The following is a 16426-nucleotide window of genomic DNA, read 5'->3' as shown; positions in this document are numbered from 1 at the left end:
GTGTCGTCGTGTCGTCGCGTCGTCGCGTCGTCGCGTCGTTTTTCTCCCCTCACCATCTCTCCCTCTCCCCCGACTATCAACCAGTTCCCAGATCAGTCCCACGAAGGCTGGAAAAAATATATTCGCCCCTAAAATCATCATCGATGCCCCCAGGCTGATACTCGACACCGGCCCTTCCAGCGTTTCGGCGATAGCGCCGCTTGACAGGAAGAGTGCGAAGCTGTACTCCCGGATACCGATATTTGCAATTGAGAAGGGGATAAATATCATGAATGCATAGGCCTGCCCGGCGGCCAGGTAATTGACAAGCATATCGGTGCTTCCAAACATCCTGAATAACAATGCAGTCTGCAGGATCAGAATTCCGTGAATGAGCAGTGAATAGAGAAGGGCACGTTGTCCGGCGAAGGTATACAGACGGGGAAACATTTTCCATGCCCGGGCGATATATTTCATAAAGGCATGTTTTTCCTTGACAATGTCCCGTTTCCAGAACACCGCAGCGACAAAGAGTGCCAGAAGGATAATCATACACAAAAGAACAACTTCATTGACCCGGGGTGTTTTCTGTACGATAAATATATTACCGGCAAAACAGAGGAGTCCGATAAGTGCGGTCGTGCCGACAATGTAGGCTTTCTCCACAATCACTGCGATAACCGAATCGCCTTTCCGATGAGTATCCACTTCGAGGCCGCGGAGAAACTCCCCCACTCTCCCGGGGGTGATAAAGGCGAGGGTATTGCCCCACAAAACAGTCTTGAGCGCGATCCGGTAGCCTGAAGGAAAGCTGTCATGGGCGAGAATAATCTGCCACCGTCGAGCCTGAAGCAGAAATCCTGCAATGCTGAAAGCCAGGGTGAGAACAACAGGAAAGAATGTCACTTTCGACCATACCTGTGTAAGGTCACTTCCCCTGATACTCCTGTTGGCCAGATACAGGAAAATTGCGGTAACCGCAATCTTGCCGGCCCATTGCCATTTTTTGCCTTCTATAATTTTAGCTGGTTCCATTCAATCTGTTACATCATCGAATAAGGATCGATATCAACGATAACCTTGATATTTTTCATCTTTTTTACCGGCCCCATTCGGATCCGGGCAAGCACCTTATTGAGTAAGGATACACTGTTACTCTTACAAATCAACGAATAGCGAAAGTCGTTTTTGATTCGGCTGATAATTGCCGGTGAGGGTCCCAGGAGGATAATTCCGTCTGGAGCGGCCCTTTTCGCCTCCACAACGATACGGCCGATTGCCTCGCGGACCCTGACCTCTTCTGCTCCCTGAACAATGATTCGCGCCAACCGTCCGTGGGGAGGATAGAACAATGCTTTACGGCTCTCAATCTCCCGATCGAAAAAACCGAAAAAATCGTGCTCCTTTGCCATGATGATAGCCGGGTCTTGAGGGAAATAGGTCTGGATAATAACCTCGCCGGTGTCATCACTTCTCCCGGCCCGTCCTGCTACCTGGGTGAGGAGATGAAATGTTCTTTCCGAAGAGCGAAAATCGGGTATATGAAGCGCGATATCTGCCTGAAGAACGCCTACTAAGGCGACACCGGGGAAATCGAGTCCCTTTGCCACCATCTGGGTACCCAGAAGGATATCGGCTTTCTTTTCGGCAAAACTTTCCAGGATCGATACATGCGCCCCCTTTCTCCGGGTGGTATCCTGGTCCATCCTCAATATGCGAGCATCGGGGAAAACATCACGAAGATACTCTTCGGCTTTCTGAATGCCGGTTCCCCTGTATTTGATATGTTCTCCCTTACATTTGGGACACACCTCCGGAGCGCGTATCATGTGGCCGCACTGATGACACTTCATTGAGAACTCCACCCGGTGATAGGTAAGGTGCACCGAACAGTTGGGGCACATATAGGTATGACCGCAATCTTTACAGATAAGGGATACCGAATAACCTCTTCTGTTAAGAAGTAGAATAATCTGCCTTCCCTTTTTGAGTGTCTCGGTAATCCGCCAGTGGAGAAGACGGGAGAGGAATGTCCAGTTGTTTTCTTTATGTTCGGCATTCATGTCGACTATCTCGACCAGGGGAAGTCTGGCGATACCGACTCTTTTTTTCAGTTCCAGAAGGGAATATTTTCCCTGGAGAGCGTTATGATAACTTTCCATCGATGGCGTTGCACTTCCGAGCACAACCAGGGCTTGCTGGAATTTCCCTCTCATCACTGCGGTATCCCGGGCATTGTAGCGAGGCTCCATTTCTCCTTGCTTATAGCTCGAATCATGTTCTTCATCGACAATGATCAACCCCACATTATCCATGGGTGCCAGTATGGCGCTCCGGGCGCCGATCAGGACCCGCTTTTTGCCGGTCACCACCTGTTCGAGGCTGTCTCGCCGCTCGCCATCCGACATCCGGCTGTGCATCACGGCAATTACATCACCCATGGCATTCTTAAACCGCTGAATTGTCTGGGGCGTTAATGATATTTCGGGAACCAGAATGATAACCCCTTTGCCCATAGCACATGCCGTTTTGGCGAGTTCGATATAGACATAGGTTTTACCGCTGCCGGTAATACCGTGAAGAAGGTAGGGTTTTGCAGGAGTGGCAAGTGCTCTTTTCAGAGTGGAAAAGACGGCTTCCTGCTTTGTAGTAAGGCATATCTCCATTTTTTCACCGCCTCTGCTGAGTTCGGTGGCTTCCCTGATTACAGTTTTCCGCTCCCGTACCAGTGCTCCTTTGGAACAGAGCGCTGAGAGCAGGGAATGGGAAATACCTTTTTCTTTCTGAAGGACCGGGCCGGTCCATTCATGGGCGCTGTCCGAAAGTAGACCGGTGAGGACTTCCTTTTGACGCGGGGTGAGATTTCCTACCTCCGGATTTGCTATTCGGTAGTTTATTACCTCTTTGGGTGCGGTCTCCATGAGTTTTTTGCGCACCACCGGCTTGAATACCTTACCGATTTCACACTGATAATAGGATGCGATCCACTCATACAACTCGATAAGCGAACGGTTTGAATCGGTCCATTTTCCGGTTTTAATCTCCAGTACCGGTTTGAGTTTTTTGCAGGGCGATGAATCCTTGAATTGAACGATCACTCCCCAGAGTTTTGTTTTCCTGACTTCAACCAGCACCGGTGCGCCTCGAACAACCTTGCCTTCGAATTTCTCGGGGAGTATGTAATCGAAAACACCGGGAATAGCGACAGGGAAACCGACGCTGACAATTTGGTCTTTTGAACGATTCATGAAGAAATTTCTTGACCCTCTTCCGAGGTATTGTTATGATTTATGAGACTGAGATATAGTATAAATTAATACTAGTCGACAATTTTTGCCGATATTTTCATAATTCTTGCCATTTATTGTACCCAGGGGCTTAGCTTTTGCTTATCAACATTGAAGATGTCAATCCCGGAATGGTGCTTGTTGAGGATGTTGTTATGCCGAATGGCGCTGTTCTGGTAAATGCTTCCACCGAGCTTACCGAGAAGCTTATCGAGACATTAAAAAAACGGGGTATTGAAGAAGTTCAGGCGGCAACCACTGAAGAACTTGCGTCGTTGGATGATGAGTTCGATGAGAGTGAATCTGAAGAAACCTATGAGGAGGAAGAAGAGGAAGAGAGCACCGACCATCACTCCCAACACCATCACAATCACCACGAAGAAGCCCGGCCGGTAGTACCGAATATCAGGTTACTTGTTTCCGAGGATCTCATGTCGGCTAATATGATTGTCGAACCGCTGGGAGCACCGAATGAGGTCTTGGAATACGACAAAATAATGGAAGTTTTGGGACAATACGAGGTTACGTACGGCATAAACGAGAAAAAAGTCTCCGAATTGATTGAGCGATGGGAGAAAGAGAAGAAAGCCTGTGAAATTGAAAGCATTGCTCAGGGTGCGCCTCCGACACCGGGTAAGGAAGGCGAACTGGAATTCAGGGTTAAATATATCGAAGATTCCTATTACTGCAATGAGATAAAAAATGCCTCTCATTACTGGCAGATTGCCGAAATTGGAGTCGAGATCGACCGGGTTGATAAAGGAACGGTAATTGCGGCACGCCAGATGGGTATGCCGCCTGTTCCCGGGAAAAATATCAAAGGTGAGTTGGTCACTATCGATGAAATTATCAGGGAGAAGCTCGGTCTCGATGAGACGGTGGAGTATGTATCGGAGAAAAACGAAATTGTCTCAAAAGCTTGCGGGGTTGCGTATTTTGTGGACGGGATGGCCGGGGTTCTGCCCCTTGATTTTGACGGTTCCGCGGAATTGAGTCTGGAACCGGACATGATGATCGCCCGCATTGCTCTTCATGCTCCCGGCCCCGGAGGCAAAGCTCCATCAATGGATACGATCAAACAGCTTCTGCAGAATGAGAAAATTACTGTTGGTGTTAAAAATGATGCTTTGGCCCGGTTGGCCGACTCAATAACCAAAAACCAGTATCCCGGAGAATCGGTTGTTGTTGCTGAAGGTGTCAGGCCGAAAAATGGCAAGGACGGTAAAGTTGAATTTTTATTTGATATCTCATCCTCTCTGAAGCCCAAGTCCAATCCCGACGGCAGTGTCGATTTCAAAAACCTGAGCATTGTCAAGTCGGTTGCCAAAGGTGATGAACTCGCTCGTCTTGCCCCCCCCACAAAGGGAGAACCCGGGAAGGATATCACCGGAAGAGAGCTTCCTGCCGAAGACGGCAGCCCGGCAAAACTTCCTGCCGGCGCCAACACGCAACCTCATCCCGACCACCCGGAAGTTTTAATTTCCGGCACAGACGGCAATGTTAAATATGACGGCAGTCTGGTTGAGGTAAGTGAGGGCTTTGTTGTTCCGGGTGACATCGACTTTTCGACGGGGAATCTCAACTATCCAAAGTCAATTGTGGTGAATGGTGATGTGAAGTCCGGGTTTTCGGTTCAGTGCGGCGGAGATCTCCAGGTCTCAGGTACTATCGAAGATGCTCATCTCAGTGTGGGAGGAAATATTCTTTGTAAACTCGGATTTGTGGGGCAGGGAAAGGGGTTAATTGACGCCAAGGGAGATGTCAACATCGGATTTCTCAAGAATCAACAGGTCAGATCCCGGAAAAGCGTCTCCATTGCCAAGGAAGCCATCAATGCAACAATCTATGCCAAAAACTCAATCGAGATATTCGGCAATCCGCTCTCCGCTGCGGGAGGCCACCTTATCGCACGGGATTCAATTACGGTCCACACGGTCGGAAACAACAGCAGCATTCGTACAATACTTGAAGTCGGTCTGGATTTCACCATGGTCGAGGGTCTGAAAAAAATTGAATCACAAATAAAGGAAATCAACGAGAGTAAAGAAAAGCTCGCCGAACCGATAAGGCGATTTCAGCGATTGATCAAAATCCGCAAAAAACTTCCCCCAAAAGAAGAGTTTCTTTTTACAAAGCTCAAAAACACCCTGGCACGGTACGACCAGCAACTCGGGGAGCTGGAAAAGAGAAAAAGCGCCGTAGAAAAAAAGATGCGCGACACCGACAATGCATTCATTAAGATTACTCATGCGGCAATGCCGGGAACCATGTTTAAAATCGGCCCCCGCTATTTTCTTGTCAAAGATGAAATCATCGGCCCCAAAACCGTGCGGCTGATCAAGAATCAGTTCAGGATACTATAAGGTTGAAAAAAGAGACAAAAAGATCTTTCGACATTTCGATAGACTCAATGCGGCGCATGTTCAATGTGTCACTCAGTGAAACGCATGCTCAGGACAACGTCAGGAGAACGATCGCGACAAATGAAGGGGAAGAAAAGGGAGATTTGAGACAAAAGCACTGTGCCGAAGTGCTGTCGGGATTGAATGTTTGAAAATCCTGTACCTATACCCTGTACCCAACACTCTTCATCGCCGCTACCTCCCGTGATGTTAGCTGACGGAATGCACCTCTTGGCAGGGTACGAAGGCGGAGAGAGCCGAACTGGATACGTTTAAGGCGGACTATGGTATATCCAAGTTCTTCGAACATTCTCCGGATCTGACGGTTTTTCCCTTCGTACAGAACAACTTCATACCAGTGTTGTCCTTTCGATGGACTCTCTGCAGTCTTTATCTCTCCGGCATGTAGTTCCTGGTTTTTTGAGAGTACGCCTTCGTTTACCATCTGGTACGCGTGTTCAGGCGAAAGTTTGCGGTTTATTCTAATCCGATAGACCTTTTTGATATGATATCGCGGATGGGTCAGCCCATGAATAAGAGAGCCGTCGTTGGTGAGTAACAGAAGACCTTCCGAATTTCTGTCGAGACGACCGACATAATTAAGCCGGTCCAGATCTTTTCCCTGCTTTTTCAGATAATCAAAAACAGTCTCTCTTCCCTCGGGGTCATGATGAGTCACCAGGGGGCCTTTAGGCTTATGAAGAATCCAGTATTCGAGTGTATGTACTGCGGTAAGCTCTTTACCTTTGTAGGAGACTTTGTCTTTTAATGGATTGATTCGTACCCCGAGTTCTTTTACCCGTTTTCCGTTGAGATAGATTCTTCCTGAAGCGATGAGTTCATCACAGGCACGCCGCGAGCCAAGACCGCACTGAGCCAGATACTTGTTCAGACGAACAGGTTCCTCTTCGGAAAATTGCCGCTCTTTGTTCCGGGTTCCGGTATTATTTTTTTTCATAACGCGATAAAGTAATCCATTCTACCAGCTCGGTAACCGAATCGACCGATTTGAAAGGTACCCCTGCCGTCCGCTCCATTCTTTGTAGTGAATAGCTGTCCAGCGTATATCCTTCAGTATTAAATATGATATCGGGAACAATAATATAATCAACCGGAGAATCCATATTTTTTACGGCCCTGATAATATCCGATGCGCTAAGCAGACCGGCGACAGTCACCGAGGAACCGAAAAAATTGTTGACAACAGGTACAACATCCAAAAGGACACTCCCGATTGCCTGTTCGATAGTCCCGGCAATATCCTGTAGAAAGGGTGCGGCAAGAAGTGATGTAATCAGGGCAATTCGTTTGGGCGAGCCGTTCTTTTTATGGCTTCCCCTACTATTCAAACCTGTTTTTTTTACTCTCCCCCACTCTTCGAGCAGCTGGTTGACCAGTCCGATACCGTTTTCAATTTGAGGATAGTCTTCATAGTAGGATCGTTTCGGGAGAGGAACACCGCCCAGCAGGAAAAATTCATCGGCACAAAATATTCGCCGGAACCCCTCATGCGCTCTATGATAATCGCTTATTTCTTTGATTCCTTCGCATACCCGACGAGCCTTTTGGGGAGTAAAGAGGGTAAGATTATTTTTATGGTATTTTGTTAACCCAACCGGAACGACAGCGATAGAAAGAAGACTTTCATCAAATTCCATGAGGTCTGCAATTGTTTTTGTCAAGACACTGCCGTCATTGATACCGGGGCAGACAACAATCTGAGTATGAAAAGCGACACCTTCCTCTTCAAAAATCCGGAGCTGGGTCCGGATATCGGGAGCCTTGCGATTGCCCAGAAGACGGTTTCGTACTGCGGGATCGGTTGCATGAACAGAGATATAGAGTGGCGAAAGACCGAGACGGGAAATTTTTTTGACATCCCGGTCCCGCAGTCCTGCACAGGTAATATAGTTGCCGTGAATAAAAGAATGGATATAGTCTTCGTCTTTAACATACAACGATTTCCGCAGTCCGGATGGGAGCTGGTCGATAAAACAGAACAGGCACTTATTCGGGCACCGTTTCAGGGGCTGAGGATAGCAGTCGAGCCCCAGAAAAACACCCGGCTCCCGGAAGAAAGAGCAGGTGAATTGCTTTCCCTTTCGAACGAAGGTAATATCACCCTGGTCGGTTGAGGAATAAAAGCCGAAATCCATGTCATTCTCAATCATGTGGCCGTCAACGGCAACGATACGGTCATTTTTCCGCAGACCGGCACGGGAAGCCGGTGAGTCGGGAGCCACATTCTTGACAATTATTCCCCTGCATGATAAAGTCATAAATGATGCTGCGTAAAATTATTATTATTGTACTCTTTTAAGTTTAAATTATATAATAATAATAATATACGTTCTCACTGCCCTTATAGTTAATCGGCGCCCAAAATGAAATTTAACCTCAGGAGTATCATTGTGAAACCCCGTTTCATTTTCTATGCAATTGGATTGGTAATGCTTTGTTCAGGCACGTTTGTATGTACTATCCAGGATGATCTCGGTTCATTGGCCAATCCGAGTGCTCCCCAGGATGAACCTACCCAGCAGGGACCTGAAATTCCTGTTAAAGGCACACCTTTGCTTTTTGCCTCCCTGGACAGTCTCTATGTCAGTGTAGGTGATACAATGGATATCACAATCACACTCTGGCAGGACACAACCATAACCGCGGTTAAACAGCCTATTACCGGCGATACGGTGAAAGCATCGGCCTCGGCAGGAAATCTTTCGAGTAACGTAATAATAACCGACAACAATGGCCGCGCACGAGTGCAATACTGGCATACCACCGAAGATGAGAACGTTCAGATAACATTCGAATATCAGGGAGTTTCCCGGGTAATTCGCTTCGATGTCACCGACACACCGGTTAAAATTCAGAAACTGATAAAGGTGCTCCCCGAGAAATCGAGTATCAAGGCGGATGCAAAGGATTTTACCTATGTTAATGTCACCGTCATCGACTCGAATCATAATCCAATTGCAGGTCAGCCGATACAATTCATAACATCTGCGGGAATAATCGGCGGTGTGAATCCTCCAAGTGAAGAAAAGGCAGGCCAGAGTATTACCGATGCAAACGGGACTGCGAGGGCCAAACTCACCAGTACGAATATCAATGATACCGCATTTATCACGGTCTACCTGGCCGGGGATCTGAATATGAGCGATGAAACACAGGTTGCCTTTCAGGGTGTTTCCATCTCACTCTCCACCGATTCATCCAATCTGAAACTGGGTGGCACGACCTGGCTGACTGCTCATCTTCGGAATGCATCGAACGAACCTATAGCAAACACTCCCATATTCTTTTCTCTGGGCAATGAATCGCTTTCCAATCTCTCCTTTCAATCGGGGACAGTCGATTCGATGACCGGTTTTGACGGTATTGCGAGGGCATTTATTTCCGGCGATCAACCGGGGACCGATACCATAACCGTGAGAGCGGCCGGTACCAAAGCGAAAATCAATATCAACGTAACCGATCTTATTCTCGATGTTGCGCTGTATCCGAATATTATTCAGGCCCGGCGGGAGAATCATTCGGAGCTGACGGTAAAATTCAATCAAAATGACGGTACTCCACTGCCAAATAAGAGAGTCGAAGTTATACGCCATTATAAATCAAAAGAGGGCTCGGCAATATCCGACACCCTTGTCGGAACAACCCATGCAAGTGGTGATTCGATTGGCCAGTGTTCATTTATAATCAGCGCACTTCCCTATGAAGGCACCATTCGGCTGGAAATTACGGCAATAAATAATGCACAGGAAGTTGCCACTGCTGAAACATCGCTCGAATGCGTTACCCGGCGGGAAATGACTATCTATGCGCTTCCATCGGTAATTCAGGCAGATGGAACCAGTAAGTCACTTATTACCGTGCAGATTAAAAATGAAGATAACAATCCGATTGTGGGAGATGTTATCAATTTTATCACCGATGTCGGCATGGTACCATCATCGGCAGAAACCAACCAAGAGGGTAAGGCAAGTATACATCTGACCTCCGACCGAAGAAATGCGATTGCTACGGTTACAGCCACTCTTGCCAATGATCTTACCAAGACCGCTTCGATTCAGGTTGAATTTGCCGGAGTAGAAGTAAGTGCGGCGGCAAACCCCCAGAGTATCAATTCCAGTGGTCAGGATACCAGCACAATACGCTTGACCCTTACCGACGCCATGAACAACCCTATAGTCGGCGAACGGTTTGACTACCGGCGGCAACAGGAACAAACAGTTATTGTTCCCGTTGATTCAATCACCGATAACCGTGGTGAAGCTACTTTCAAAGTTGTAGGAACCGGTATCGGCCCCGATACCATCACCTTCGAATCGGCAGGGGCATCGGCCAAAACCGTGGTGTATTATTCATCACGTTACCTGTTAATCGATACGGTCCCCGCAGCGGGGGTACCCCATAGTTACGTAGCAAACGGGGCAGACAGCACACTTATTACAGTGACCTACATTGAAGGCGATGGAACCACGCCGATAAGCGGTGCTCAGGCCGAAGTCAGTATAACGCTTGGTGATATTCCGGGACAGTCGGATACTCTCTTTGTGCATACCGGCACTACCGCTGCCGATGGGAAGATATCGTTTTACATGCGAAATCCGAACTTTGCAAATTATGCTACTATTGCAGCAAAAGCGTCGAAAGGCGGAGAGATAACGTCAAAATCGATACAGCTCTATTTCAAAGCGGATTTAATCAAAAGTATCAAGCTTTCAGGTACTCCCGAGGTAATCAGCACCAATGGTGACCGGGCGAAAATTACCGCCATTGCCTATGATAATGAAGGAAACAGGGTTAACGACGCCACTATTTCATTTAATTTGATCAGCGGCCCTGGCGGTGGGGAATTTCTCGACCCGCCAACCGCCATCACCGGTGCGGACGGTAAAGCGACAACGTACCTTATCTCAGGATCGATACCGAGTATGTACCGCGACATCTGGATTGTTGCAGGTGATTTTACCTCAATAAAATCGGATACGGTAAAATTTACTATCGCCGGTCCTCCCCATTACATTACCATTCGACGGGATATAGGTGAAATTGTCGACAACAAAGACGGCACCTACACCATGAATGTTGCAGCAATCGTGAGTGATATCAACGGAAACCCTGTGGCCGACGGCACCGAAGTTACTTTTACTGCAAAAATTATCGGCTACTGTATCTATAAGCTCATTCCCGATTTCAGCTGGAATACTCATTCGGTTCAGGGTTACTGGCACTGGTGGTGGGAAGTCGATACGGTGCGGACAATTCTGCCATTTGAAGATATGAATGATAATTACCGGCTCGATAACGGTGAAGATAAAAATCGTGACGGCTTTGCGAATCGTGGTGAGGATGTTAACGGGAACGGTGTTTTTCAGCCGGGGCCGGGTTTTGAAGATATTAACTGGAACGGTATCAGGGATTCATTTCCCGAACCGGCGCATGGGTATGTCGAAGCGTTTGATGGTGCTGGAAATGCTATATGGGATACTGTCTATCTCGATCTCAATGCCAACGGCAAACGGGATATTTATGAGCCGCTGAAAGACCCGAATATGACTGAAGAAGAGTATAGAGACCCAGATAGAGGATACGACTCGACCCTGACCTGGGGAGGAGTCCGGGTTACCGGGGGGTATCCTGATATCGACTGGAATCAGAATGGAATACCCGACCCGGCCACAGCGGTTACCATAGAGCGGACAATTCAAACCGAAAACGGCATTGCCCAAAACGAATTGGTTTACGGACAATCCGATGCTCTTCGCATACAGATTTCACTCAGTGCCGAGAGTCAGGGAATCGTTACCGTGAGTCCTGATGAGTTTATTTTGCCAATACTGCTTGAAGATGTCGTTTACTGGAGATACCGACCATGATCAAAAAGACAATTCTAACATTTCTCTGCCTGATTTTAATATCCGGAAGCACCGGCAATGCATCGCCTATTGCCAATCCAACCGTTGCTATCCCCGATGCCCGTGCATCGGTGGGAATATCATATCATCTCGGGGGATACAGTATTACCGCTGATACGGTTCCTTGCATGCTCAATCGAGTCGATGCACGCCTCTCTTATTCTCCGGTATCGATGATTAATTTCGGGATCGACCTTGGTGCTGTGCAGATGAGTGTTGCCGGGGATACGGGAGTAACAGATACGGTTGGTGTTTTTGATGGTAATTTCGGGTTTTCTGGCGGAGGGCATCTCAAAGTATCCTCACCGTTTTTTTTCAATGAGCGTCTAGCGGTAGTCGGCATTGCAAAGGCAACCTATTTCACCTCAGAAAATGACCAGGGCGCTTTCTATGGCGGCACCGATGGCGCCGGTGTGCTTGGCGTACAATTTCATATTCCCGGTTTCGGCTATATTACTGCAGGTCCCATGCTCTATGTAATTATGGGCGAAAATCGAAGTTATAACGATATATCCGGTGAATATTCCAACGTCAATAATCTTCGTGGATGGCTTTCAATCGATTTCTTTCCACGCATGAAAATAGCTTCAAATAACCTTCCCTATATCTCTTTTGAAATTTCCTTATCACCCGAAGCCGATTTTAATAATCGAGCACCCATTGAAGAGTTTAGTTTCTCTATCAGCGTTGGAACAGTGACAAAAAGGCTCTATGGAGAGATGACAGATATCGAATGGCAACCGTAAAAAGAGAGATTTATTAGAGCAGATTAAAGAAAAAGGTCTTTGATTCGAGACCAGTTTGATTTTGCCGTAGGCTTGACTTCAAGGGGTTTGGCTTTTTTGTTTTCGTGTGAAGAGCTTGAGGTAGTTCGAATTGATTGAGAGCTGTTATCGAAGGTTTGCGTTGAATCGGCTTCCTGGGCAAAGGCGACAATGCTTGCCCCTGTTATGAGAACCGAAATTACAGCTCGTTTAATCATAAATAATGATTCCTCATCCTCTCTTTGTTTCTAATATAATAAAAAATTGAGGAAATTTCCAAAAAAATTAGTCAAAATCAAACTTTTTATTGGTTTTATTCTTGAGATTTATCATTTTTGTGTAATATGTTTTTAGGAATTACAATTTTTGATGTGTCGGGTAAGAGGAAGGATTCTCCCAGTACCGCTTTTATCTGGTTATAAGTCAGAGGCTTATGAATAACTTTATGGACACCGTCATTTCTGAGCAGCTCGGTTTCGAGTTCGCCTTTCCAACTTGTTGTAATAAAGCAGTAGGTATCGAGGTTATTATTTTTGATCCATCGAGCAACGCTTCTTCCCCCGTTTATACGGGCTGAAAGAGCGGCAAAAACCACATCAAATTTCTCTTTTTTAAGTATTTCAATGCCCTCTTCAGCAGTCACCACATTTTTGCTTTTGAACCCAAGACGGGCAAAGCTCTCTTTCAGAACCTGACATGCAGCAACATCGTCGTCTATAATAAGTATCTTCAGCATACACCTCATTAAATTTTTTTCGCAGAGAGCGAAAAAGTATCAGGTATCACCATTCATAATAGTGCAGTATTTTCATATAAATTGCAACTTTTTTCAATCGCAAAAAGTCAGAGTTCATGGATAAGAAGCGGTTTTCTGGACTTTTTTCGCTCCCGATCGAAATAGTTGAGAATGATACATTCGGTTTTTTTTCCGGGATCGATATTGACAATAAATTTATCGATCAGCCGCCGGAGCAGAAGAAACCCTCTTCCATGCTCATTTTCGTTGAGAATATTCTCATCAATCCGGTTATCCAGCCAGTTGAGTACATCGGTTTTCTTCAGGTTCCCCTTGGGGTCTTCCACAGCAACCCCGATTTTTTCATCATCATTGGCCCAGGATATCGTAACGGCGTCTTCTTTTGCAAGGGTATAATCATCACTCCATTCACTTCTCGATTTATTCGTCATTTGCAATACCCCATGGAAAACAGCATTGGAAATTAACTCATCGATGGCAATTTCCAGAAACACGGCACCCTTTGAAGGATAATGTTCGACAATGGTGCTGCATATTTTCTGTGCCTGGGCATGGGTACAGGCAATATTCGTTTTAATTGTTTCTTTTGGAAAATACCTTTCGAGGCCGAAAATTTCTCCGGTAAGCAAATTGTGAATATAGTGCGACAGCTCATTGAGATTGAAATCACTTCCTTTCGGCAATACATTCCCGATATTATGTTGTCTGATCATATCTACATAACTGTCGATATCATAGCCGGTCATAAGAATTCTTTTTATTCCGGGAAAATTCTTCTGGAGTTCCCGGATAAGAGCAAAACCATCCATTTCAGGCATCTGGATATCGGATATGACCATATGCGGATGATGTCTGGCAACCATATCGAGGCCGATCTTGCCATTCGGCGCCTCAAATATTGTATAGCCCTTCTTCCGAAGAAACTTGCTCAATACCATGCGAATAGTATCATCATCATCCACAATAAGAATGCTGTATTGATCGGTATTCATATGGCCGCTAATCCTGTATCCAGCTGCAAGTTGTGTATATTATTTAAAATAAAATATTTTTTTCACAATTCTTTTTGACAAATTTTATTTCTAACGAGTATAATTAAAATAAAGCATGAACACACTCTATATAATATATGGTATTGTTGGCCTCATTTCGCTTATCTCAGTAACGGTCGCCTTCCTCAACTGGATATTCATTGCATCCACATCAACACGGATATCAAATGTCGAAAAGGAGGTCAGAAAAAAAAGCACCGAGTTTGATTCGCTGAGAAAAGAAGTCCAACAGGCACGCAAAGGATTTCATACTAACGAAGATATAAATGTTGCGCCTGCTCATGCACAAGTTTCCGGCATTCATGGAGACAACCACAATGATTCCGAGGATATCCAAATTGTACGAAATGTAAGAAGTGCGTTTTCTCCATCCGAAGTTGTGATGAAAGATGAGCAAGTTCATCCGCATGATCATCCTCCATCACCGGTAAATCCCGATCCACAGATCGATACCGTCATGCCCCCGACATCGCAAGCGCCCACCGGCCATCAATTTCAGGCGCCTTCGCCCGACAGCCATTTTATTCAAGAGCCCTCAAGGGCGCATCAACCTGAATCTCCTCAGGCAGAATTTCCGTCGCCCGGAGACAGCAGTAATCATGCTGATTTTACCGGCCAGGCAGACCAGGCCTATAATCGACCGGAAATGCGCGGGGAAATGCCCTCCGAAATGATTGAACCACCAATGGAGGCTGAAAATGATGTTCTGGATATTGTCGATGAAAACCGTCAGAATGAGCCGGATGAAGGAATCCCAGATCGCATAATGATCACGATCCCCCTGTTTTCAACGTCAAAGAAAGATGCCGATTTCAGCCGGGCGTGGAAAATTTTATCCGAAAAACTTCCCCATATCGAAAACCCAGTTCTGAAACTCGATTTTGAAAACATCCTGTTTCTATACGAAAAAGAAATCAATTACCTGGAACAAATCGTAAAGACCGTCCAGATGCATCATGGCGATGCGATCTTAAGCAATTGTCAACAGGAACTGAAATATATCCTTCGCAACAATCCCACACTTGCTTCGTGCATAGAAAATTGATACTGTTTTATGATCATTCTGGGAATCGAAACATCATGCGACGAAACATCCGCCGCTCTTCTCGACGATGAAACTATTATTGCCGATGAAATCTATACGCAGGATATTCATTCCCGTTACGGCGGCGTTGTTCCTGAAATCGCATCCCGCGCCCATCTTCAGAAAGTCGGTCCTCTGTGTCGTTCCGTTCTGGATAAGGGCAACATGTCGGTTGACAAAATCGACCACCTCGCAGTCACCGACAGCCCGGGGCTTGCCGGAGCACTTTTAGTTGGTATCAGCTATGCCCAAGGGATCCATATCCGGCACAAAATTCCGGTAACCGGTATAAATCATCTTGAAGGCCACATTCAATCGATTTTTCTGGAGCATCCCTCTCTCTCCTACCCCTTTTTGAGCCTGATCATCTCCGGCGGCCATACGGCGATATACCGCGTTGATGATTTCGGGTCCTATTATTGCCTTGGTGAGACTATCGATGATGCTGCGGGGGAAGCATTCGACAAAGTCGGCACCATGCTCGGCTTTTCCTATCCTGCCGGCCGCTCTATTGAGCAGGAAGCAAATAGAGCGGGAGAAAAAAAAGCGGTCCGGTTTCCGGTGGCACGGTTATCAACACCAGGCTTTGATTTCAGTTTCTCGGGCTTGAAAACCGCAGTACGTAATTATCTCAAGGGAAAAGATCATGAGTTTATCGAAAACCATAAAGATGTAATATGCAAGGGATTTCAGGATGCAGTTATCAAGTCGCTTGTTAATCAGCTTTCAGCCGCATCAGAGCAAACGGGAATCAGCCGGATCGTTGTTGCCGGGGGTGTTGCCTGCAATGGAACCCTTCGAAAAGCAATCATCTCCCGGTTCGGTAGCACCGTCTTCTTTCCTTCACCCCGCTTTTGTACCGATAATGCAGCGATGATTGCCCGGGCTGGACTCATGCGTGCCAAAAGAAATATGGTACGCTATCCCCGCATGGCGCCGTCTGGTGGAATCGGAAAAGTAATTCAGGAAATATCCGGAAACAGCAAGGAGTAATTATGGGATCATTTTTGATGGGATGTCTCGGAGCAAGTATCATATTTTTCCTGCTCATGATAAGCATCCAATTGGTCAAAATGGAAAAGAAAATTATCAATGCAGTAACACTTATCGAGGTAAAACTCGGCACACGCATTAGAAAATGATTATTAATCGGGAGAGTGGACTACTGCGGTTG

Annotated in this window: 14 protein-coding genes; 7 read left to right on the top strand and 7 right to left on the bottom strand. The window is 46.4% G+C overall.

All coding sequences use genetic code 11. The features are described from left to right. Together GF401_17455 and priA are read right to left on the bottom strand one after the other, a co-directional pair. A partial coding sequence (locus GF401_17455; protein ID MBD3346846.1) for a hypothetical protein occupies window positions 1-1014 on the bottom strand: 1014 nt, incomplete at its 3' end. Window positions 1015-1022: 8 nt separating this feature from the next. Next, window positions 1023-3227 carry a primosomal protein N' gene (gene priA, locus GF401_17450; GenBank protein MBD3346845.1) on the bottom strand — a complete coding sequence of 735 codons (2205 nt, stop codon included), beginning with the start codon at window positions 3225-3227 and terminating at the stop codon, window positions 1023-1025. A 137-nt stretch (window positions 3228-3364) separates the two neighbouring features. Between priA and GF401_17445 the strand changes: the two genes are divergently transcribed. Both GF401_17445 and GF401_17440 read left to right on the top strand, forming a co-directional pair. Beyond that, window positions 3365-5629 carry a DUF342 domain-containing protein gene (locus GF401_17445; protein ID MBD3346844.1) on the top strand — a complete coding sequence of 755 codons (2265 nt, stop codon included), beginning with the start codon at window positions 3365-3367 and terminating at the stop codon, window positions 5627-5629. Window positions 5630-5631: 2 nt separating this feature from the next. Then, entirely contained in the window at window positions 5632-5820 is a 189-nt protein-coding gene (locus tag GF401_17440) for a hypothetical protein (protein MBD3346843.1), read from the top strand. 11 nt (window positions 5821-5831) lie between these two features. Here the strand turns inward: GF401_17440 and GF401_17435 are convergent, their stop codons facing one another. Further along, the gene (locus GF401_17435; GenBank protein MBD3346842.1) at window positions 5832-6626 is read right to left on the bottom strand and encodes a pseudouridine synthase; all 795 of its coding nucleotides are present in this window, start codon (window positions 6624-6626) and stop codon (window positions 5832-5834) included. Beyond that, window positions 6613-7947 carry a DUF512 domain-containing protein gene (locus GF401_17430; GenBank protein ID MBD3346841.1) on the bottom strand — a complete coding sequence of 445 codons (1335 nt, stop codon included), beginning with the start codon at window positions 7945-7947 and terminating at the stop codon, window positions 6613-6615. Before GF401_17430 ends, GF401_17435 begins: the two co-directional genes overlap by 14 nt. A gap of 105 nt (window positions 7948-8052) precedes the next feature. Here GF401_17430 and GF401_17425 point away from each other — a divergent pair, with 105 nt between their 5' ends. Together GF401_17425 and GF401_17420 are read left to right on the top strand one after the other, a co-directional pair. Continuing rightward, the gene (locus GF401_17425) at window positions 8053-11556 is read left to right on the top strand and encodes a hypothetical protein (protein ID MBD3346840.1); all 3504 of its coding nucleotides are present in this window, start codon (window positions 8053-8055) and stop codon (window positions 11554-11556) included. After that, complete coding sequence (locus GF401_17420) at window positions 11553-12341, top strand: hypothetical protein (protein ID MBD3346839.1); 789 nt, start codon at window positions 11553-11555, stop codon at window positions 12339-12341. Before GF401_17425 ends, GF401_17420 begins: the two co-directional genes overlap by 4 nt. A gap of 23 nt (window positions 12342-12364) precedes the next feature. Here GF401_17420 and GF401_17415 read toward each other — a convergent pair whose 3' ends face one another. From GF401_17415 to GF401_17405, 3 genes are all read right to left on the bottom strand, one after another. Continuing rightward, on the bottom strand, window positions 12365-12577 hold the full coding sequence (locus GF401_17415; GenBank protein MBD3346838.1) for a hypothetical protein: 213 nt from the start codon (window positions 12575-12577) through the stop codon (window positions 12365-12367). 95 nt (window positions 12578-12672) lie between these two features. Further along, window positions 12673-13104, bottom strand: coding sequence for a response regulator (locus GF401_17410; GenBank protein MBD3346837.1), 432 nt, complete (start codon window positions 13102-13104; stop codon window positions 12673-12675). A 98-nt stretch (window positions 13105-13202) separates the two neighbouring features. Further along, window positions 13203-14108, bottom strand: coding sequence for a response regulator (locus GF401_17405; protein ID MBD3346836.1), 906 nt, complete (start codon window positions 14106-14108; stop codon window positions 13203-13205). 115 nt (window positions 14109-14223) lie between these two features. Between GF401_17405 and GF401_17400 the strand changes: the two genes are divergently transcribed. From GF401_17400 to GF401_17390, 3 genes are read left to right on the top strand one after another with little or no spacing between them, the layout of a single operon-like run. Further along, window positions 14224-15213: a hypothetical protein gene (locus tag GF401_17400; GenBank protein MBD3346835.1), complete on the top strand. Its 990-nt coding sequence runs from the start codon at window positions 14224-14226 to the stop codon at window positions 15211-15213. Between the two features lie 9 nt (window positions 15214-15222). Beyond that, complete coding sequence (tsaD, locus tag GF401_17395; protein ID MBD3346834.1) at window positions 15223-16245, top strand: tRNA (adenosine(37)-N6)-threonylcarbamoyltransferase complex transferase subunit TsaD; 1023 nt, start codon at window positions 15223-15225, stop codon at window positions 16243-16245. Between the two features lie 2 nt (window positions 16246-16247). Next, window positions 16248-16394, top strand: coding sequence for a hypothetical protein (locus GF401_17390; GenBank protein MBD3346833.1), 147 nt, complete (start codon window positions 16248-16250; stop codon window positions 16392-16394). Window positions 16395-16426 lie beyond the last annotated feature (32 nt).

It is taken from the genome of Chitinivibrionales bacterium (genome assembly GCA_014728215.1).
Classification (GTDB): Bacteria; Fibrobacterota; Chitinivibrionia; order Chitinivibrionales; family WJKA01; genus WJKA01.
Note: the sequence above shows the minus strand (reverse complement) of the source record. Positions and strands in the feature narration are given on the sequence as shown.